Origin of the sequence: Moritella sp. (genome assembly GCF_013215705.1) — a bacterium.
Taxonomy (GTDB): Bacteria; Pseudomonadota; Gammaproteobacteria; order Enterobacterales; family Moritellaceae; genus Moritella.
In genome coordinates, this window is record NZ_JABSQR010000020.1 from 13,192 (window position 1) to 35,991 (window position 22,800).

General features: G+C 39.7%; 7 protein-coding genes. 2 read left to right on the forward strand and 5 right to left on the reverse strand.

The window, feature by feature from the left end:
• The first annotated feature begins 45 nt into the window (after positions 1-45).
• Positions 46-16,770, forward strand: a complete 16,725-nt coding sequence (locus HRT96_RS14020; RefSeq protein ID WP_293157837.1) for a LamG-like jellyroll fold domain-containing protein — start codon at positions 46-48, stop codon at positions 16,768-16,770.
• A gap of 347 nt (positions 16,771-17,117) precedes the next feature.
• On the opposite strand, the gene HRT96_RS14025 is transcribed toward HRT96_RS14020, so the two are convergent.
• From HRT96_RS14025 to HRT96_RS14035, 3 genes are all read right to left on the reverse strand, one after another.
• Entirely contained in the window at positions 17,118-17,765 is a 648-nt protein-coding gene (locus tag HRT96_RS14025) for a TIGR04211 family SH3 domain-containing protein (protein WP_293157840.1), read from the reverse strand.
• Positions 17,766-17,926: 161 nt separating this feature from the next.
• The gene (locus HRT96_RS14030; protein ID WP_293157843.1) at positions 17,927-19,201 is read right to left on the reverse strand and encodes an inorganic phosphate transporter; all 1,275 of its coding nucleotides are present in this window, start codon (positions 19,199-19,201) and stop codon (positions 17,927-17,929) included.
• A gap of 22 nt (positions 19,202-19,223) precedes the next feature.
• Positions 19,224-19,904 carry a TIGR00153 family protein gene (locus HRT96_RS14035; protein ID WP_293157846.1) on the reverse strand — a complete coding sequence of 227 codons (681 nt, stop codon included), beginning with the start codon at positions 19,902-19,904 and terminating at the stop codon, positions 19,224-19,226.
• A 277-nt stretch (positions 19,905-20,181) separates the two neighbouring features.
• On the opposite strand from HRT96_RS14035, the gene HRT96_RS14040 reads away from it, so the two are divergent.
• Positions 20,182-21,675 (forward strand): CYTH and CHAD domain-containing protein, encoded by a 1,494-nt coding sequence (locus tag HRT96_RS14040; RefSeq protein WP_293157849.1) that lies wholly within the window; start codon positions 20,182-20,184, stop codon positions 21,673-21,675.
• Positions 21,676-21,795: 120 nt separating this feature from the next.
• On the opposite strand, the gene HRT96_RS14045 is transcribed toward HRT96_RS14040, so the two are convergent.
• Positions 21,796-22,116: a hypothetical protein gene (locus HRT96_RS14045; RefSeq protein WP_006030202.1), complete on the reverse strand. Its 321-nt coding sequence runs from the start codon at positions 22,114-22,116 to the stop codon at positions 21,796-21,798.
• 23 nt (positions 22,117-22,139) lie between these two features.
• A complete protein-coding gene (locus HRT96_RS14050; protein WP_293157852.1) occupies positions 22,140-22,781 on the reverse strand; it encodes a hypothetical protein in 642 nt (213 codons plus the stop codon).
• Positions 22,782-22,800: the final 19 nt, after the last annotated feature.

Genomic DNA, 22,800 nt, shown 5'->3' on the forward strand with positions numbered 1-22,800 from the left:
GGTTAGCTAGTTGATATTATTTATTTTATGGAAGGGATTATCAATATGCTTAAAATAAACAAATCAATGATCTTAGTTACCGTCCTGCTGCTTCTTTCTATCTCGGTTTTATATGGGTTAATAGACAGGCCTTCATCTTCATCAGTGAATAATAATAGTTCCTGCGCTACGGGTCTTGATTGTACTGACATTGACAAGGGCATCATCCGCGTTATTTCGCCATTAGGCTCGGTTCTAAGTGACGCCATTAAATTAGCAGGCAGTGCATCGGAATGTTCCGAGGGCTGTATCGTAGATTTAAGAATATTAGATCACGATATTATGTTAGATAAGTCGTTAGATACGGTTACTAATTTGTCTCATCCTATATGGGTAATTGGTGAACCTAAGAAACCAGCAGTCATTAATGGACAGGGTAAACATCAAATAATATCGATTAATAGTGACACAAATACCGGATTTATTTCTTTTTTTGGGATTAAGTTTATTAATGGTCTTGCAAAGGGACAGGAGGGAACAAATGCTGGTGGTGGTGGACTCGGTGCTGGTGGTGCTATTTTTATTAATAAAGGAAAAGTCGTTCTTGAGCAAACAAGTTTTAGTCAGAATAAAGCACAAGGTGGTAAGAGTACTGAACCTGGCGGTAAAGGTGGAAATCATACTGATAGCTGTAATGTTAATAGCTCTACTGCACATTCTGGTGGCTCTGGTGGTGGATTTAATATCAATGCTAAATTCCAGCAAACAAATTCCGGTGTAGGTGGTGATAAAGGAGACCCCTGCAATAATTCAGGCAAGAGTTGCACTGCTCAACCTAAACAGAATGGAACTAAGGGGAGCTGGGGTACTGGAGGGGGCTCTGGTGGCGGTGGCGGTGGCGATTGCCGAGAACATTCTAGTCAAGATGGTGGTCGTACTGGTGGAGCAGGTGCTGATGGTGGATTTGGCGCTGGTGGTGGTGCAGGTGGTTCTGGTGGTGGAGATGATTATCAATTTGGTGAAGGCAACCCCGAACCAGGTGATGGTGGTTCTGGTGGATATAGTGTCGATAAGACTAATTCCGGTTACGGTGGGGAAGCGAATGATGGTATTAAGGGTTATTTTACCGGTGGTGATGCTAAATTCGGCGGTGGTGGTGCTGGCTTAGGCGGTGCAATCTTTATAAGAGAAGATAATAATGCTCAGCTTACAATGCGATCAAGTAATTTTAATAATAATACTGTAAATAACGGTGTATCAGGAAGTGGGCATTTAGCACAAGCCAAAGGATCTGCGTTATTCGTAGCAAAAGATCAGCGTGAGCAAGATCTGAATTATGGTGATAACCTCTCTGATTATCCCGCATCAGAATCAGTTCCTACCGTCGGCTTGAGTTTAGTTAACCTTAATAACGACCTTACCGATAGGATCTATGAAGGTGAACGCGCTAATCTAAAAATTAATCTCTCTCAGCCTTTTGCTACTCAGACTAGATTATATTTTTATCTTAGTGATCCTGATGCTTATGCAAATCCAGGTAATAGTGATGATCCGGCGGATATTGGCCAGCAAACTAAAGCTGATTTTGCTTGGGGATCACAATTTATCTACTCTGTGGCCGTATCTGCTGGAACTGCAGGCGATATTTATCTTAATATTCCTAGACGCCATGTTGGTGATGAATTAGGTGCTTATACTGGGATTCAAACTTATTTAGACAAGCGTTTAGAAGGTGATGAGTCTTTTACCGTCAATTTATTAGCAAGTGATGGTTATGCCATTGATGTGGACAATTTCTCACAGCAAGTAATAATAGAAGATGTAAACTTTCAAGTCGAAATATTATCAGACCTATCTCGCACGACTATTTGTGATCTTGCTGATGGTTTAGCCTCTTCTGATTCTCCTTGTGAACAAGTTACGTCATCAACAGCTCGTAATAAAATTAATCTTGATGATATTAAAAGTTTGGGCTACGTAACCTTGCAAGCCAAGCGACCTATTAACGTTCAACGAACATCAAAAGATGGCCACTTGCCTGAAAATTGGGATTCGAATGTCAGTCAGTACTCAACAGCTGTCCAGGGGGCATTTTTTAATAATGCATTAGCGGGTGGATTGCCAGTGCATTATAATATTACAGAGTCAGGAGCTGGGGTTCAGTTCTTGTCTAATCAGATAAATTATAATAATGATCGATATGAACAAATTACTGATGGAAAGCTTGATGACTTAGCAGGAGCTCAAATATTTAATGCTGTCATTATCCCGGTCTCAGATACAGAGAGTGAAAATACAGAGAGTGAACTTCCTGCTGGGGCGGCGCGTATTTATTTTTCGGCTTTACCTGATGCTATCAAAGAAGAAAGTCAGAACTATACGTTAACACTCCAGAAATTTACCGATCCTAGCTATGATAGCACACAACTAAATGCGATCTTAGCTAATACGCCTGCCGGAGAATATCAGTTTTATCAGCCTAAAAGTACAGCAAAAAACGCTATATTTACGTTACTTGATAGTGGTGAGTTTTCTCCTGGTATTATTATTTCCGATAATATTAATGGCGAACAGGTAAACACAACGGATAATCCGTTATTATTAGCGGAAGATGGACGTGCAATATTTTGGGTTAAATTAAGTAGCCAACCCAGTGCTGATGTCGACCTTAAGGGGGATGTAAAATTAACTTTCTCTGCAGATAACTGGTTTACTTATCAAAAGGTTAACATTAGTTCATGGGGGGATGTGATAAATGTTAGCACTGTTAGTAGCGACCAATTTTATAATGATTTTACGCTTGCGATATATCCAGAAACTGATGCAAAAAAATTAAAAATAACGGAAGGTAAAATACCGGATGTAACACAACGTGATGTGAGTATTCAAGTGCTTCCTGGTCTTGCAGAGTATACGGAAGGAAGTAAAGATCAGCCTGAATTTGTTATTAGCCTTGGACAAGCGCTACCTTATGGGATCAAGGTACTATATAAAATTGATGACGGTGAACCTGAAAGTATTCTTCTGACGGCATACGACTCTAGTATCGCGGTACCTTATCTCATTATTGATGATGATATAATAAATGGTATCCGTAAAATCAATATTAAATTGACGGGAATAACCAATCTTAGCGATGAACCATTGGCGGGTGTTTCTTACTCTCAGGGTGGTGATATTGCGAGTTTTACTATCCAAGATGATGATATTGCAACCATTTTAATTAGCCAGCATCAGACAGAAAAACCAACCGTCGGCGATAAGGTCATCTTATCACCAGAAGTGGCTGTTATCGGTTTTAAAGACAATGGCGATTTGATGATTCAACACTATGACCCATTGATAAAAGACATCGTTATTGAGAAAAAAGGTGCAGGTAAGCTTGCTTCATCAGTTGTAGCCCGACATGGTTTATTGCAAGAAATAGCACCGAATGAACAATCAGATAGCCCCTCCATTTATTTTCCTATACTACCTTTAGAAGCTGAATTTACTCGTAATGAAGCACCTTTTACACGTAACGATCTAGTCGGAAATACCGTTGTTCGTTATCGAGGTCAATTAAAAGTAACTCAAACAGGATATTATCGTTTTAATTTAGCGGGACCGGCAACTGCATTGGCTGAATTATGGCTTAACCCTGTTGGTGGAGATAGACAGAATAAAGGATTAATTGCGTCTTTAAATAAAGCGCCGGTATTGGGTGTGAAAGATGATAAGGAAATCAGCTATCTACTTGATATGGAACAGAGTTATTATATAGAAGCATTGTATCAAAACGCCTCGACGCAACCAGTTGGTGAGTTTTCTGTTAGCTGGCAATTTAGTGATGTATCAGAAGGTCCTTTTTTTGAGTTAGTGACTATATCCAAAGATAATTTGATCCCAGGTACACTGACGAGTGGATTTATGGTCGAAACTTGGCAGGATATCGCTGTTGATTCTATTGCTGAATTTACAGCTAGCCAGTCATATCTGAATAAATCACCGGATAACAGCAAAATGTTAACTCGTGCTTTAGATATCCCATTAAATGATGAAGATAAAATTGGCCGCCGCATTAGAACGATATTAACCGCGCCGGAAACCGGTGAATATATATTTGCTTTAGCATCAGATGGTGATGCTCAGCTAGCACTACAAGGGGAAGAACTTGAACCTCGTATCCTTGCTTATATTGATGGTAATGAGAAGTATGGTAAATATGAGGTGAAGGTTGAAAGTCATACTAAATACACTCGAGTTCAATTTGAATTGTCACGATTTAATCATGCGATTACAGCGGAAGACCCTTGGACGGTAGAATATACCATGGGTGAGAATAAAGGCACATTACCACTCGGCAATAATAAAAAACTGTCACTATTACCAGACTTGACAGGTGTTACCACGATTTGTAGTGAATATTTTTTTATTAATTCAGATACTCTTACTTGGTATGGACAGGCTGATAAACCGGTATTAAATAATGAATTATATATAGGGCGTCCTCCTACTTATTCGAAGCCAGATACCTGTAAAGACAATCCAAATGATGGTCTATATCCTAACTATGACGGTAAAAGTATCACGTTTATTTTCCAGGAAAACATAAAAAATGTAACTGCGGATGATTACGTTAAGTTTATTGTTGATGGTCATGATCTGGATGACCCAGCTGATTATCCTAAAGAGCATGATTGGTGGTGGGATGCAGCAATTGAAACTGAAACTCAAACAGAGGGGCAGAAAAATTCCCAACAGCGTTCTCTAGGGGTCCACCTAATTAAAGGTCAGCAATATACGCTAGAAGTATTGCAGATCAACAGCTTAGAGGCGCAACACTTATCTGTTGCTTGGCAGAAACCATCCGATACTGGTTTGGTGTTACTGAGTGCAGATAGTCTCTCTCTTCCTCAGGTGTTGCTACCCATTGAATTGTTAGCGACTACATCAAATATAAACAAATCGGCATTAGCAACAACACCAGATTCTGTGTCGGTATCCCTTAAGCTTTCTGGTAAATCCGTATTTTTGTTGGGACAAGAGTATATAGTAAAAAGTATTACGTTAAAGGGCGCTACTAATTTAGATGGTACGCTATCTGCGTCGACCTTTATGCAATTTAATTCTGGATTTAGTGGATCTGTGAGTCAGGATGTTGTTCTTACTGAGGCTGCGACACCTGTTAATTTGATTTTACGCGACCAGGTTAGTGACGCTGATGAAATGAATTTAACTGTTGGTCAACAGCAACGATTAGGCTTTAGATTAAAATCGCAACCATTACCTAATGCGAAAGTAACCATAATATTAGAGCAGAGTGGTGTCGGTAGTGATGAAAATAATAGTGCTGCGATTAGTTTATCTTGTGATCATGTCTCCAGTGACGACTGCTCCAAGTTTAACTTTACCGCAGAAGATTGGGATCAACCTCAGTTTGTTAACGTAATAGCTAAGTCTGTAGGTACGGATCAGCAAGGCAATTATTCACCGAATTTATCTTATATTAATTTGACCGCCAAACAAAATAATAGTCTCCGGGATAGTCCTATTTATATTCAGGACTCGATAAAAATACAGATATTTCCAGGTAGTTTAAACACGCACCGGATCTATTTTGTTAAATCGAATGAAGAAAAAATTAATGAGATACGTTTTTCTTCATCGAGTGTTGGCAATATAATTGTAACGGATAATACAGGCGCAGAGGTTGAAGGGTGGACATGGGTATTTAAAGATAAGCAACTTGTGGCATCAAAAAATGGCGCTGAATTGTTAACATTATTACCTTATTCTACAGAGGAAGCGGGTAGTATTGATGCTGGTATTAACGCGGGTGTTGATCCTATAACCTTAACGGCTCAAGCGGTAGTGACTTCGGCATTGTTCAAGCAAGAACCTAAATGGCAAGGGAATCTCCATATTGCAGGGATCCGATTAGAGGCTAAAGGCGAGCGAACAACGGTGAGTGCTGACGTGAGTTTAATGTTAACAAATGGTCTACCAAAGATTGTTATTCTCAGTCATATTACAGATGAAGATCCTGACTTAAAGCAACCTAAGACTTTCTCTTATCATGCCTTATCATCAAGTGTCGAAGATAATATAATAGCGAATGTGGGTGAAATATTATTAACTGAGTTTGGTTCATTAACCGTATTGAATCAAAATGGATATGCTGCTTGGTCTTTTGAAGCCAATCCTCGTCCACAAGCCGATTTGATCAGCTTTAATATCTCGAATGCTGAAAATGTCACGGAAAAAACGATCAGCTTAGTTGATATTAATAAGCAGCCAAGGATTATTACCAGTTATGTCGCGTTAAGTGATCCGAGTAAACCGCTTGCTACTTTGTCAATTTCGGATAATAGCTTTACTGAAGACAGTGGTAAAATTGCAATAACGGCAAGACTTTCAGAACCTGCTACGCAAGCGACCCGCGTTTATTTTAATATAAATACGGCAAGTTCAAATGAGCCATCAAATATAGCGCTAAAACTGAAAGATAAAACTAAAGGTTATGCGCTCGAAGTGGCGGATGAAAGTGTGCTATTAAGGGGGGAAGACAGTGCAGGCATAACTTTAGAAATGTGGCTATATCCAAAAATAAGTAATAGCCAGCAAGGGTTATTCGTTGGTGACAACAATAATGAAGAAAGTAATTTATTGACGATAAAGAATAAGGTTTTGACCTCATTCAATGGTTTCACCTTTGATTTACCTGATAGTGTGATAAAAAAACAGTGGTTTCATATCGCTTATACGTCTTCAGCTCTAGGTGAAGTGTGGTATGTAAATGGAGAGAAAGTTGCAACAAACAATGCCAATGTTATTGCCTCTATTCCGACTCATTTACGCGCGATTGGTCGGGCTAAAAATAAAACTGAGTATTTTTCAGGGGAAATAGATGAAGTCCGTATTTGGACTCAACCTCGAACTGATATGCAGATCCGCAGCAGTTATTCAATTACATTACCTACTGCTGGTTTGAATGACGATTATCCATCATTAAGTGGTTTGTGGCATTTTAACCAATTGAGTTTAGCTAATATAGGTAATGAAAATACTCAATCGACATTGGTAAATAGCCAGGGAGACGAATTAGATCTCGAAGATCCGGTTGTAAAACAAGAGGTTTGGTTGGTTAAACAAAGTGCACAGGAAGGGGATGACTATGAAATGCTTACGGGTTTTGTCACTCGTTCAAGCAATTTATTTAATCTTGAAACTGTTAGCCGAGGCCGGCTGTTCACCATTGCTGATTTTAATGGTGACAACTTACCTGATGCAGTGATTATGGATGATTCAGGTCAGCTTTATTTACATCTTAATTTAAATAAAAAAATTAATCAGAACCCTCAATTCCAGATAAAACCACTTAATTTAATATTGAAAAATACGGTATCAATGACGGCTGGCGATGTAGATCAAGATGGGGACGTCGATCTGATTTTAGGTACTAGTGATGGTCTCTTATATCAGCTAACAAATACGGGCGATTTGAAACAACCGAAATTTTTACAGGCTCATAGCCTTTATCAAAAAGGTAGTCAGCCAGAGCTAACGAGTATGTTGTCTCCAACGCTCGTTGATTTGAATAATGATGGTAAATTAGAACTCGTTGTAATAAGTAATGAAGGGAAAACAGTCCATTTTTCTATTGAGAAAGGTTTAGCAAACGCTGAGGGAAAAGGGTATAGCGTATTGACTCGTAGTCATACAAGTCTTCTCAATTTACCTAAGTTGACACAGATGGAACAAGGCTATTTTATTCAATTTGTTGATTTGGATAATGATGGTGATAAAGATGCAGTCATTGATTATATCGGTAATAAACCGGGGCAGTTACCAGGGGGACTGAAGTATTTTGAAAATTACGGAAATGCGGAACAGCCTTATTATGTAGCGGCTCCCCACAGTAATATTGCCAATTATCTGAGACATCTTGATACAGATATAGGTGGTGATAACATAACGATGCAGCATGCTTATGACCAAGTTGAGCTCTATCAATTTTTTGATTGGGACGGAGATGGCGATGATGATTTGTTCCAAAGTAATCATCAGGGTGTGATTAGTTTGAAGGAAACACAGGGCTTTTCTTTTGTCACCATTGACGAGGGAAATTCGGAAGCGAATATCCTCATTAAGCTTAAAGATGATCAACGCGCAGAGCCTCTTGAATTTATTCAACTACAAATTGTCGAAGGTAATGTCAATCAAGCTGATTATTATACTAAAACGGGCAGTGACTTAGTTCGTATTGATATTAAAGATAATGACCAAGTGGGTCTGGTCGTGAAGCGGGGAAATAATTCGGTTCTCACACTTAATGATCCAAATGTGCGTATTGAAGTATCTGAGACAGAGACTCGATCTAAGCTTTATAAGGTCCATTTAGCGAGCCAGCCAAATAATGTCGTGAAAGTCAAAATTGCGACGACGGCTCCTGAGCTCGGTGGATTAGTGAGTAAAGTCGAAGGAGAAGGCTTTAAAGATACAATTTCCTTTAAGTTTAATCCTGAAGGCGATAATTGGAACACCGATCAGTTATTTTGGGTTAAAGGTGTTGATGACTTAGTTGACGATGAATCTACACTCTTTAGTTATTTGTTTATTACTAAGAGTGAAGATATAAATTATGATAATTTGGCAAATGTGCTACCAGCAACAGGAATTGAGAATAATGATCACGCTGCGATAAATGTCCGTTTTTCAAGTTTACCAACGGCTGCGATAGCACCGGGTAGCATACATGCTACAGAAGGAGAAATTAACGCTGTTGAGGTTCGTTTAACGAGTAAACCGACTCAGGCCGTGAAGGTGTCACTGGTGCCAGAAGATAACCAGTTAACCTTCTTTCCGCAACGACGTATTATAAAAATGGTTGATGTTGATGCTGTGAGTCGTCAGGTCAAAACTATCATGGCTCGTAGCGATAAGGCATGTACTGACACAAAAGGAGTTTATGGAACCTTATGTTGGAAGTCGAATGGCGATTATACCTATCAGCAAGAAACCGTCGTTGAAGAGGGGCAAGCTAATGAGAATTTCTCTTATGTGATTGATAATGGTTATGGTCGTTTATCAAGTGATAGTCTCAGTATTACATTGATGAATACTGAAGATAAGCAGCAGAATGATCCTGTTATATTAAGTAAAAGTGGTAATTTATTTTTTAATGCTAATTCGTTAGCTGGGCAGTCAATTGATTTAATATTTACTCCAGAAAATTGGGATTTAACTCGAACTGTTGCGGTGGCTGCTGTTGATGATGATATTGTGGAATATAATCATATTCGACATATTGAACTATTACTGACAGATCCTCAGCAAATGATTCAGGGGAATTATGGTCAGATAAAGTGGAATAGTGATGGTAGTTATCAGTATCGTTTGTCTAGGGACCTGTCTGAGAGTGTCTATCAGGAACAACGGCTTTATTTTACCCAAATTGATAACAAACAATCTCACACATTGGATATAGCAATCGTTAGCACAGTTAATGAAAGTGGTGTCGATATAGCTGTTCATTCTTGTATAGATCGTGAAAATTATAAGTCAGATCGCGATTGTTTCAAGAGTCTTGATAATGTCAAAGAGCAAACGTTTACAGGCACCACGGGTGGGCGACTATCTGGCATGAGCAGTGATTTATTGGACCCGGTCTATCAAATGACAACGACGCTACCATTGGTCGTGAATATTGAAGATAATGATAAACCGATTGTGCGTGCGGGTGTGGATCTTAATGCGGGTGAAAACACTCATCCCGGTTATTTTACTTTCAGTGTACTGGAAAATGTAGGCTACCCGGGTGGTTTGCCGGTTAACTATACACTTTATGGGTATAACTCTTCGGACTCACATGGCGCAACAGCAGAATCTAAGCCACCAAAAGGCAGCGATGTATTGGCCGATCCCGGCCCTGATTTTCAAGGTTATGATACGTTAATGTCAGGTACTCTTTATATACCGGAAGATAAAAAACGGGTTAGTTTCCCTATTTTTCCGATTGATGATCTAACACCGGAAGAGTCTTTAGCTGCACGCTATGAGAAAGTAGTCGTCGTGATTAATCCACCAGTATCGAATGAAGATAATCCTGAGCATGCTGATCAATATCGCTTAGATTTGGTACATCCAGAGACACATAAAGCTGCTGTTCGTATTTTAGATAATGAAGATATCGGTCTGAAAATTGTCATGCCAGAAGGCGGTCTAACTGTAGAAGAAGGGCGATATAACGGATTTAGGGTTGGCTTAAAATCTCAGCCACAGACTGACGTGAAATTAGCATTTTACTACGAGGATGTCCGTTATCAAAATCAGCGTGATCGTACCTTTATGAATATTGAACCGATTGTATTTAGTACAAATAATTGGAATCAGTGGCAGACGGTAGATATTCACTTGTTTAATAATTTGATCAGTAATGATGATGCGTTAGCGCCACGTTATAGCAATATTTATTTCACATTGCTTGATGAAAGTAATGCCTGTCAGCAGGATTATGCCAATCCTTCTGAGTGTGAACCTTTTTACAATACCATGAAGGGGGCGCTGAATTTAACCAGTCCGACAGACGTTGAAGGCAAAGACGCACTCGTCATCGAAGGCGCAGTCAGTTTTTCTGGTGCGACCTCTGCCAAAGGAGATTATGGAACAGTTTCATTAACGACAATAAAGGGCAGTAAAGATTATTTAGGTGATTTTATTTATCGTATTTCTGATGGGAAATTTGGCAGTTCAGATTCTCAACAGGCCATACTTACCGCTATTGCAAAAGCTTCTATTGGTAAGATTTATGATGTATTCGAGTATCAGATCGCTCGAAATAAAAACGATACGCTAACACAAAAATTAGCTGTTGAGATTAGTGCCGTAAATCAAGCTGTACTTACTTCAGTCCCTTCATCTACAGCAACAATCATTTTTCCCGATGGAGATAATGGTACATTAACATTTGATTTAGCTAAAAATAGTTATAGATATACATTAAACACTGATAGTAGTGATTACACGCAATCACATTGGACTTTTTCTGACTCATTTATTTACAGCTTAGGCAATAATGATAGTGAAGGTGAGATCGTTGAGAACTTCGCATTTAATGTTGATTTAACTAAGCATACGGCTACGTCTGCAGGAAAAACATTATCGGCACAGGTGAATGGTTATAGTCCAGGCGTTTGTGATAGTGAAAATAATTTAACTGTTTGTATTGATGGTGAAGGAGCACCATATATTACCGGGCAGATAATATCTTCGACGCTAGATACAGGTTCAGAATTAGAAGAAAATATTCGAATCGACGTAAGCCAGTATGGCCGAACATATGTGCTACCTAAAGTAACCAATATGTCATTACGTGATCTGGATGATAAGGATCTCTGGGTTGGAAAGGGATTACTCACGACAAATCCATTATTTACAGCAAATCCACTTAATTCAGTAGCAAGTTTAATCGCTGTGGATAATGAGATTAATTTGGCTGGTCAGTATGGTGAATTAATACTGAGTCAAGATGCGAGTTATATTTATACGCTAGATGAAACCCTAATTAAGGCTGGGCTTGATAATATTGATGAGCGCACCGTCACTGAACGCTTTAATTATATACTCAATAATCATTCTGACAATGTACTGGCACTGACTGTCACCTATAAGCAGTCTGGTGGTGCTAGTCAGGTGCAGGTGCAGGTTGATAGTGAGCTGTTATCTTCTGTTGAAGGTAAAAAACTGCAGTTCAGTGGTAAGCTTTTGGATAAAGACAGCAGCATTAAACTCGTTCGAGCCGGGCAGGCGACTAGCAGTGTTTATTTACAGGAGGCCGCGTTAGATCCTATCGAAATTGCTCAAGGAATATCGGAAGTTTTAGGATTCCTTCAGGAGCGTTTGTATGATACCAGCGTGCCTTTACTCGGGCGATTAGGGGGAGGTCCAACAGGACTTACATCTGGTGATGCTAGTCATGCGAATATACCGAGCTTTTCTGAGCGAATCCAAGATATTGTAGTGAGTGAATTACTCAAACAACCACATTTAACGACGACAGAGATACAGAAGATATTCACTAAAGCATTACAAGCCACTTTTGGTTATTATCATATTCCAGTGCAGATCTTAAAGTTTGATAATGAAAAACTCATGCTAAAACTTTCCTTTACTGCCGGGTTTAGTGCTCAGACAGATGAATTTGTGACAGACTGGGGAATGCCGGGAATGGGACACTTTACTGGAGCCGCAAGAGGCACATTTAAATTTACGTCGGATCTGGTGTTTGGCATTAAGTTCGATCGTAATAAAAAAGATACAGGTGATCAGAAAGCAGCAAGGCCTAGCATATTTATTGTAACAGACCGTGCTGCGCTGGATAGGTTGCTTGGTAGTCCGGTATCTGAACCTGTTGAGCTTTATTCATTACAAACTTGGGAAGGAATATCGATTGCCTCTAATGGTATTATTTTTATTAATCAGCAGGGAAATATTCCAGGTATAAACAGTAAACCAGCAAAACCTGAAAATATGGCTTCTATTAATGCTGATCTGAAGAAGAAGAAGATTGAGGTTTATTGGCAATGGAAACGGGTTAATCCAAGACACAGCGATCCTTATCAAGATAAGCCGATATATGATTTTAGTGTTATAGAGGGCATAGTAAAAACATTATTGAGTGAGGAAGATGTGATATATGGTAAAGACAGTCATGATGCGCCCTTTATTGAAATATCACTCAAGCAACCTGAGTCAATAGGACCGAATAAGAATGTAGCTATTATTATTAGTAATGAAGTGGATCCGGATCATAATATCAATAAGGCTTCGACTAATCAGGAAAGGCAAAATATTGTAGCGGTATTGGATTATTTGTCGACGCTTAAGGACGGATTGCAGTTTAAAAAACGGTCCATTAAAGCGACCGATTTTAATGATAAGGATAACAATCGAGGCTCTCAAGCACTGAATTTTAATTTTAATATTAATGTTATTGAAGCCATTGATTCAACATTATTTGGACCAAGGAATAGCACATTTACCGCAGATATTATCGTTAGTGAGATAAAACCTGCAGTAGAGCTCAAGACTGATAGAACCTTAGTCATGCTGTCAACTACGCATAAAGACCCAAGTGTCATTTTGAAAACAAGTTGTAAAAAAACAGCGGATAATCGCTGTAAACCTGAAAAATTAAACATTAAAGCACCTTGGTTGAATGCACTGACAGGTACGACTAAATCGGTCCCGAGTGATATGAATGTATTCAAGAAGAAATCAGTCTGGTCTGATACGCTGAAACTTGAGGATGGTGATCTGAAAGTGATAGGTACCTTAAAGAAAACAGGCAATGACTATCATATTGAATGGACATGGGAGTTTTCATCACTTTCGGCTGAAAATGTGGCCTTTAAGGGTAAAGATAAATTAAAAAACATTGATGATATTCAATTAAAAGGTGCCGGCGACACTCAGTGGACAATCGTTCAGTACACGCTTTCTAAGTATAGAATGATGTTTTTTAAATCAGAAAATACAGATACGCCTAGCGTTGATACGGTAAGTAAATTATCTCTTAGTTTATCTTCGGCGCTCGATTTTAGCGGTGATATGCAGTTATTTATTGCGAGTGTAAGTATTAGTCAGGCGCCAATGCAACCGGCAAATGTGAGTGATACAGGGCAGACATCTCCTGCTAAAGTATTTAAAACACTGGTTGGTAACTATGAGGACCGTGATCAAGTTGCTGAAATCACTGATGCTAATGTAGACGTCAATTTAGCCGCTTATATTGTTGGTCAATACGGGGTCTTATCTCTAACTAAACAGGGTGATTATAACTATTATTTAAAACGTGATGTTTCTGAGTCTAGCTATATCTTGAATTGTCGTGATTGGGAAGTTAAGCCGCCAACAACAGAGCAAGAGGCAGCAGATAAAGTACTGTGTAAAGATTTAGTGAAAAGTGAATTTATTTCAATGACGGAGGAAGAACAAAAAGAAGATCAGTATAAATATAAAATTAAAGCCCTGTTTCAAGGATATAAAATTTATTGTACGGACGAAGAAAAAGTAAGTGAAGGGCAAGATTGTAAAGTACATAGCCCTAATATTCTGATGACGAAAACGACAGAAGATGATCTTAAGCTCAAAGGTGTAGCGTCATTAGAAAATGCAATTGATATTATGGGAGAGGGGATACCGAACTGGGAAACCTCGTCAAACTTGTCAAATAAATCAACATTGAATGAATTTTATAATCGAATTATTGCGAGATCGACTGAAGATACGACTGAAGATACGACTTATGGTATAACTCAACTGCAAGATGACTTCTTTATTTCGACTCAAAACGACCTTACTTTCCGTAAATTGAGTTTAATGATTCGGGGTCAAAATAAACTTATGGTCAGTTTCGATGATAAGCTAGAAATGACATATATCGGTAGTTTCAATGATGGTGTGAATGGTTGGACGGGTGATAATTTATCAACTTTAGAACCTGGTATCGGCGCGATGATAAAAGCAGGTCCAGGATTGATTCAGCCGATGGCAAAAGCAAACTTATTTGCTGAGTGGGCTCTTGAAAGTACCAATGGGATACTTTATTGGACTGAAATCCGCAAGGAAAAACAGAGTGTTGTCAAATTCACACTGGGTGGTGATGCGGCGCTCTATGCGCAAATAGATACCGCAATGGGTAATAATAATGGGGATAGAGTTGGGGGGGATATTGATTTTCCTTTACCTTCTGTTATTGCCAATTTAGGATTAACAGCACGTTATTCTGGCACAGGTCTATTTTCTAATGTATCGAGCCGAGGCGGTGAGTTTATCTTTGGAATTTATAATCTAGGCCTTGATCTTGGTTCTTTATTATCGGATCAATTAGTGGAACCACTCTCGCATGTGGCGACTGAAATGGCACCAATACGACCGATTGCGAATGCGTTAACTGCAGATATGAAGTTGTTTTCAAAGCTTAGCCTTCAACATGTATTTGATTCAAATAATGATGGTAAGGTAACAGTACTGGAAATACCCACGCCATTTTTGAAATCGCAGGGTTCTGCCAAAGCAAAGAAATATGCGAATATGCTTAAGAATGCGAACCGTTTTCTTGAGTTTACAGCGGATATTTTTCAGTTGATTGAAATCGCTGCTGACTTAGGTGATGAATTATCTGGTGCAAAAGCGCTGGAGGCAAGGATCGTATCATCAGATGGTTTCTTGGTCTCGCCTAAAGATATTCGTGTGACACCTTATCGTGATACATCAAATTTACCTGGTGTTGATACATCTTTGGTTCCTTATGTTAATCAACAAGGGCATATCATTATTGGTAGTGATAAGAATTTTGAATTCACCAAAACGGCAACGGGTAAGGTTGGACCAAGTAAAGTTAAGCAGAGTTCACCCGAGCGTCCTGAGCCCCCACGAGCTAATATAAAACCAAATAAAAACAAGAGTAAAGTAAAAGGGCGCTTTAACGAATTACGTAGTCGCGGAATTATTTCATTCCCAATTTTAAGTTCACCGTTGGACATACTTAAATTTATATTTGGTGATCCAGCAGAACTAATTTTGATTGATGTGCCTGATGTGGATCTTAGTTTTGAAATTGATCAGAAGTTCCGTCCTACGCCTATCCCTATCTTTGTTGGATATATTGGCGGTAGTATGAAAATAGCGACTGATATTAAAGTAGGTGTAGATACTGGGGGGTTATTACAAAGTATTTGTGGTAGTAATACACCAGAACGAATTTGGGATTGCCAAGGAGAACTTTCAGCTGGAGATCGGTCATTACGTTTGTTAAATAGCATTTATATTAAGGATTGGTCTGAGCAAAGTTATTATGCTGGTGGTGACGATAGTACCGATCAAGATTGGTGGGGTGGCTACGAGCGGGAATTATCGGATAAAAATGTGTGGGACAAATATGAACTTTCAGGAGATGCAAAGGTTTATCTTGGTGCAGGTCTTGATCTCATTGTATTTGGTTCCTTCTTCCAAGGGGGACCCGGTCTAGCTGGAGGTGTTGATTTGGTTGATATTTGTGAAGCAACAACACCGAATGCTTGTGAACCACTTAAAAATGGTCGATTTACCGCTGGTGGTCAGTATGATGGTAAATTACGTGCTTATGACCTTGCTATGCAGTTGATAACGGATCCTAAGGATGCGTTTGAACTTGGTTTTACTTTATATGTTGAACTTAAAGCGTATGTTGAAGCTTTGAAAATAAGGGTGTGGGAAGAAACCTTGGGTATTTTCCGACTTTATGATTTTACACTCGAGGGTGTTAAATGGGCTGGTAATACGGCAGTGATGGAGCAGGCTAGTATTGTTGGGGGGACCGTATTCTTTGATGCTAATGGTAATAATCTATGGGATACCAATGAACCGATTAGTTTCACTGATAGTCAGGGGCGTTCAACGTTTAATATTCCTTATCAGTATTTTGATAAGAATGCCGATGGTTTGATTGATGAGCGTGATGGTTTGATTAAGCTTATTAATGGTGTAGATACTAGAACTGGTGAGGCGCAGCTAGTCATGCTCACAACAGTTCCTCAATCTAGAGTCATCACGCCGCTGACTACATTGATGACGCAACATATGGCGAGAGGGTTAAGTTTGGAGGAGGCTCACGATCGAGTGATTAATGAGTTCTCACTACCGGATGAGCTTAATCTAATGGACTATAATACGGCTGGAAATGTTATGCGGAGTAATCATTCACTCATGAACCAGGTGATTGCAGCACAGAAAAATGCACTCAATGTGTTGCGACAGCGTATGCATTAATAATGCTTTATTGAATCATTAAAGACATTGTTAAGTTCTAATCTAAGAAGTTAACTGTAAATTGAATTACGAATCCTGATATTATTAGGGTTCGTAATTTTGTAGCAATTAAACCGGAAATTTTCACCTTGTATCTATACTTTTCTTGTTCGTAACGATAACCAAGTGCGAACAGAAAATCGAATAAGGTAAGTAATACAAAAGCAGATGGGTTGACCATTTCAGCATCGTAATGCCGTGAAGATACAGACTGTAGCAAACCGCCTATCCTTACTATAATTAAGGATAGGCGGTTTATACAGATTCAGGGATAGGGTGTTTAGTTACTTAGAATTGTGAATAAATCATTAATCCCAGCCGTTATTTTTCTTGCGACGGAAGCGAATTGATGGAATGATTAATCCAGCAATTAAACCGGCAGCAAGAATGAGCGCACCGAGGATCATGAAGCGATGTTGTTCATCTTCTTCTTTGGTATCTAGGCGGGTAGATAATTGCTCATTTTCTTCACGTAAACGCACTGCTTCTTCAGTTAATGCGCTGTTCTCTGCCGTTAAAGAAGCAATATTATTCGCTTGTGCAGCGATGCCAGCTTCTTTTTCTGCGAGTACATCACGGTTAGCATCCGTTAACGTTGCGATAGCCGCGGTGTTTTTACTGCTGATTTTCGCTAATGCTGCTTTGGTTTTTACCAGTTCAGCTTGTAGCTTAGGTGTTCGTACTTTCAAACTCACTTGTCGTGACAGTGATTTACCGTCAATCCACGCGGTTTTGTCTTTGCTAGTGATGATCTGCGTAAAGTTAGAGCCTGCATTCGTTTGTAAATAGGTGACCGCTTCACCGGCTTTGACCGTACCAATAATCCGATATTGGGTCCCTGGACCTGAATGCATATAAATCGCCACATCATCACTGATATAACGTGTTTCTTTCGCAAAGCTAGATACGCTAACGAGTGTTAGCAGTGTTGCGATAATGAGTTGTTTAATCTTCACAAAATGTCCCGTAGACGAAGTATTATGATAAGCATCATAAGTATAAAATCGAATTTCGACAAGCCTCAGATGCTAATTTACCGTCACAAAAATATAAATTGAGTGGATTTACAAAAAAGGCCATCAATTTTCTGATGGCCTTTTCATCACAATGTAACCAATTACACTACAAAGACAGCTTCTAAGATCTTGTAGAAAATAATTGAGAGCACTGCACCAGCAGGTAGTGTTACGACCCAAGAAACCACGATCGTTCTGACAACGTTGAGATTCAGTGCCGCAATACCACGCGCCATACCTACACCTAACACAGCCCCTACGAGCGTTTGTGTGGTAGAAATAGGTAAACCTGAACCTGAGGCAATAACAACCGTTGTCGCCGTCGCTAGCTGTGCTGCAAAGCCACGGCTTGGGGTTAGTTCGGTGATACCAGTGCCGATAGTTGACATTACTTTATGACCCATAGTCGCTAGACCAACCACGATACCGAAACCACCCAGTGGTAAGATCCACCATGCTAGCTCGGCTTTTTCGGCAATTTCGCCACCGTGTTGAACAATAGAGACCACCGCTGCTAATGGACCAATCGCATTGGCAACATCGTTAGAGCCGTGCGCAAATGCCATAGCACAAGCGGTAATGATCATTAAGATACCAAATACTTTCTCTACATTAGAGAAGTGCATGTCTTTGTCATTACTTGGGTTGTAGTTCTGTTTGCTGATATAAATAGCACCAACAATAGCAACCAGTAGACTGATCACTGCCGAAGCAACTAAAGCTTCACCTGTGGTTAAATGTAAACCGACATGTTTTAGGCCTTTTTTAATCGTGACCATTGCAATAACAAATGTCGTTAGAGCCATGTAGAAAGGCACGTAACGTTTGGCGTTAGCCAGCGGATCTTTAGTATCAAAAATGAGTTTTTGAATACTCATAAAGGTGAAATAAGCGATGACACCGGAGAGTACGGGGGTGAGCACCCAACTGCCAACAATACCACCGGCTTTATCCCACTGTACGGCTTCTGGACCAACACTGACAACCGCAAAACCTATGATGGCCCCGATAATTGAGTGTGTCGTTGATACTGGCCAGCCAAAAATTGATGCGATCATTAACCAAGTACCCGCCGCAAGTAGCGAAGCGATCATACCAAATGCTAATGCATCAGGGCGGCCTTGTTCTTTAAATACGGCAAGGTCAACGATACCTTTACGCACGGTATCGGTTACTTCACCACCGGCTAAATAAGCGCCAGCAAATTCAAAGATGATGGCGATAAAGATCGCTTGTTTTACGGTTAGTGATTTGGTACCTACAGAGGTCCCCATCGCATTTGCTACGTCATTGGCACCAATGCCCCATGCCATATAAAGACCGAAGACAGCCGCAAGAAACAGTAGATAAGGACCGTATGCTTGAATGATTTCCATTATTTATATACCTATAGTGATCTTAATTACGCGCTAGCATTAGTTCGAGGCGTGCGCCAACAGTTTCGGCTTGATCGGCTAAGCCGCCAACCCACTCTAAGATTTTGTAAAGGAACATAACATCAATTGGATTGTAGTTATTTTCAATTTTACGTAGTTTCTGACGTAATACGATCTGCATTGCATCGGTATCATCTTCGATACAATCAAGTTCGTTGATCATGTTTTCAACAAGATCTACTTCACGGCCTCTAAAGCCAGTTTCAAGTAGCTCATCTAATTCATTAATGGCTTTTTTAGCCTGCGCGGTTGCATCAATGCAACGTTTTAGGTACAGCGTGAAATCATCCGAAATTTCGGTCGGAAGTTGCAAGTTGCGACCGATAACACGACCGGCAATATCTTTCGCACGATTGGCGATCTTATCTTGCTGAGTAAGCAGGTCTAACATATCAGTACGATCGACAGGCATAAAGATACCACGTGGTAACTTCAAACGAATTTCACGTTTCAATACGTCAGCATCTCGCTCACATTGAGAAATTTGCTGGCGGATTATTTCCGCTTTATCCCAGTCTTGTTGTGCTGTTGCAATAAAGAATGGAACTAACAATTCACAAGTCTCATGCACTTTCGTGATGTGTTCTTGTAATGGGGTAATCGGCGACTTAGCAAAAAGTCCTAAAATCGTATTTACTGGCATAGCCATAATCCATGTATGTGACAATAATATGTACACTTTTAAAGATGTCGGGAATGTTAAACCACTCTCACGAGTTTGCAATATAAAAATTGCTTAATTAGCGATTGAATTAGACCAATATCAATATATTTCTTTTTTTAACTGCTAATAATATTCACTAATTAGGTATTTAACCTTAGACAGCTTTTAAAATAATTGGTAAGTTTTATACTTTAAGTGCGGGATACGCTGTTTTATCTTGGCATTATTTTATCGTTTATGAGTCTAGCGAGGCCGGATGAGCACGGAAGTTGAAATAAAATTTGTTGTTAAACCACAGGTTAAGTCACAATTAGAAAAACTATTAGCTAATTATGTGATAATTGAGCAGGCTGTTAAGCCTTTATCTAATACCTATTTTGATACAACGACATCCCAATTTCGTCAATTCGACTTTGGTTTACGCACGCGTAAAAGTTTAAATTTTGCCGAGCAAACGATTAAAACCGCCGGCATTGTGCGTGGCGGGTTACATCAGCGCCCAGAATATAATTTACCCTTAGTTGGTGACGTACCAACATTGGTGGATTTTCCCGCGGGAATATGGCCGCCAGAGACCAATGTAGCCCAATTACAGGCAGATCTTGTCGATTTATTCACCACAGATTTTGAACGGACTATGTGGCATATACAGTTGTCTAACAGTGCTGAGATTGAAGTGGTATTTGATCAAGGTATGGCGCGCAGTGGTGACAATAGCTACCCGATCTGTGAAATTGAATTAGAATTGGTGCGCGGTACTATTGCTGATCTCTTTACACTAGCCCAGCAGATCACCCAATTAGATAACGTGCGTTTGGGTAATGTCAGTAAAGCAAAACGAGGTTATCAACTCGCGGGTTTATATCATCCTAAAGTTAAGCCCCTGGTGCTAACGATACCGAAACGCGAAGCAGAAACCTTAGCCGATATATTTTTAACGACACTGACTCAAAGTTATGCGCATTGGCAGCATCATGAACAGTTGTATTTGGATACTCAGGATATCGCTGCACTCGGAGAAGTATTAGTTGGGGTAACCTTGATCCAACAGACCATGCAAACGTATATTAATATCTTGCCTGAGATTGCCCTTAAGCAGACGGAATTAAATTGGTTGCAACAGCAGTTGTCAAATGTTGATTGTGCGACACAATTACAGCATGTGCTGATCCATAATGGCCAATTGATTCGTAAATTCCCAGAACATAAGCGCATTAGTAAAGAGTTACAAGCACTACAAAGCAGTTATATTGATTTTACCGACATTGACACACTGTTTAATAGCGCAAGATATGCCCGCATTATGCTGGCGGTCAGTCAGTTATTAAGCCAAGGTTTAAGCAGTGTCAAGCTTGATAGTGGTAATATTCTGTCATTTTCAAATAGTCATTTACAAGCAAGTTGGCAAAATGTACTTGATTCGCCTTTATCAGAAGCGCAATTGGATGCTGCTGGTTATTTACAGCTGCAGACAAAATTAAAACAAAACTTGTTAACTGGGCACTGTTTTAGCCACCATTATGCATCTGAATGTCGTGATAAATTTCGGTTACCTTGGCAAGATATTTTGCAAGGCATTGAGGATTTAGCGGTATTAGATATGTTGATGATCGTGGTTCGGCAACAACCGGAAGCGATTGCGTTGCAAATTAATAAGCTGTTAGACCGTCGTCAGCATTCATTACTGGATGCGATGGAGCAAACGCGGCATCAAGCATTAACCATGCGCCCCTATTGGTTAACAGAGTAAATAAGTGGTGAGCAGTGGCATGTAGATGTCACTGTCACTGATTATTAATAGTTAATAGCTCATTCTCTCACCCCACAGGGCGAGATACCAATGAGAGCCGATAAAGTCTCGTTTGACGGGTTATTCTGAAAATTTCACCAGATCTTCAATCACTAATTTTTTAATTTCTAATTGCTGCTCTGGTTGTAAGCCATATTTTTCAGCTAACTCAATATAATCTTGGTTGTTTAACGACACGGTCAGACGCGGTCTTTTCGGCCGTTTATTCACGGTTAAACCGAGAATGTCGCGGATCTGTTCTGATGGGCTTAAGTTATGATCTAGCGCCGCTTTTCGGATCTTGTATTGGATCTTTTCATCCATATCAAATGCTACCTGAACCGCTTTCATCGCCTTCTGGGACGATAGCCATTTTTCCGGTAACTCACGTGATTTAACCATTTTTAATCTGCCTTGTACTGTGTTTATGCTATTGGCCAGTATCCAGTAATACTGTCATTACCAAGCTGTACGGTCAAGTACACATCTGTATCACCGTTATTATGTACCATAATATCGATTAGTTTGTTTTCTTTAGCGTCATGTAAGTGATAAAACTCAAACTCCCGGCCTGGGTTTTTATCGGTATATTGCGACGGCGCTGAGGTTCTAAAGTCGGTTCTATGGTGATAACCGACAGTAGCAATATCTTGCTGGTAATAACGTTCAGCATGCCAATCACCTAACGAGACGGGCAGTTGGCTAGGTAACTCAGTAAAACCTTCTTCGAACACATCACTAAATAAGTCTAAATCGAATAACTGTGAGACTTCTTCACGTGTGAGCTCCAGACTGAGTTGGAAATTGTTGTGATCGTGACCAGGCAGGGATAACCAAACATACGTCTGCTGTTCACCTTGTAGCTTAAAGCGTGGGTAATGTTGGTGTTCGAACTCCAGTGTTTCAACCGCGATCACTTCAAATTTTTGCTGACGTACTTCACTGGGTAAAGTGAAACTGTCGCTAAATTCGATAATATCACCAATAATTAACTTGCTGGCGTGGTTGAGGTCGCGGGTTGGGGTTGTTGCTGCGGATTTTTTAAATAATTTTTTGAAGAAGCTCATTATTATTCCTGTCATATAG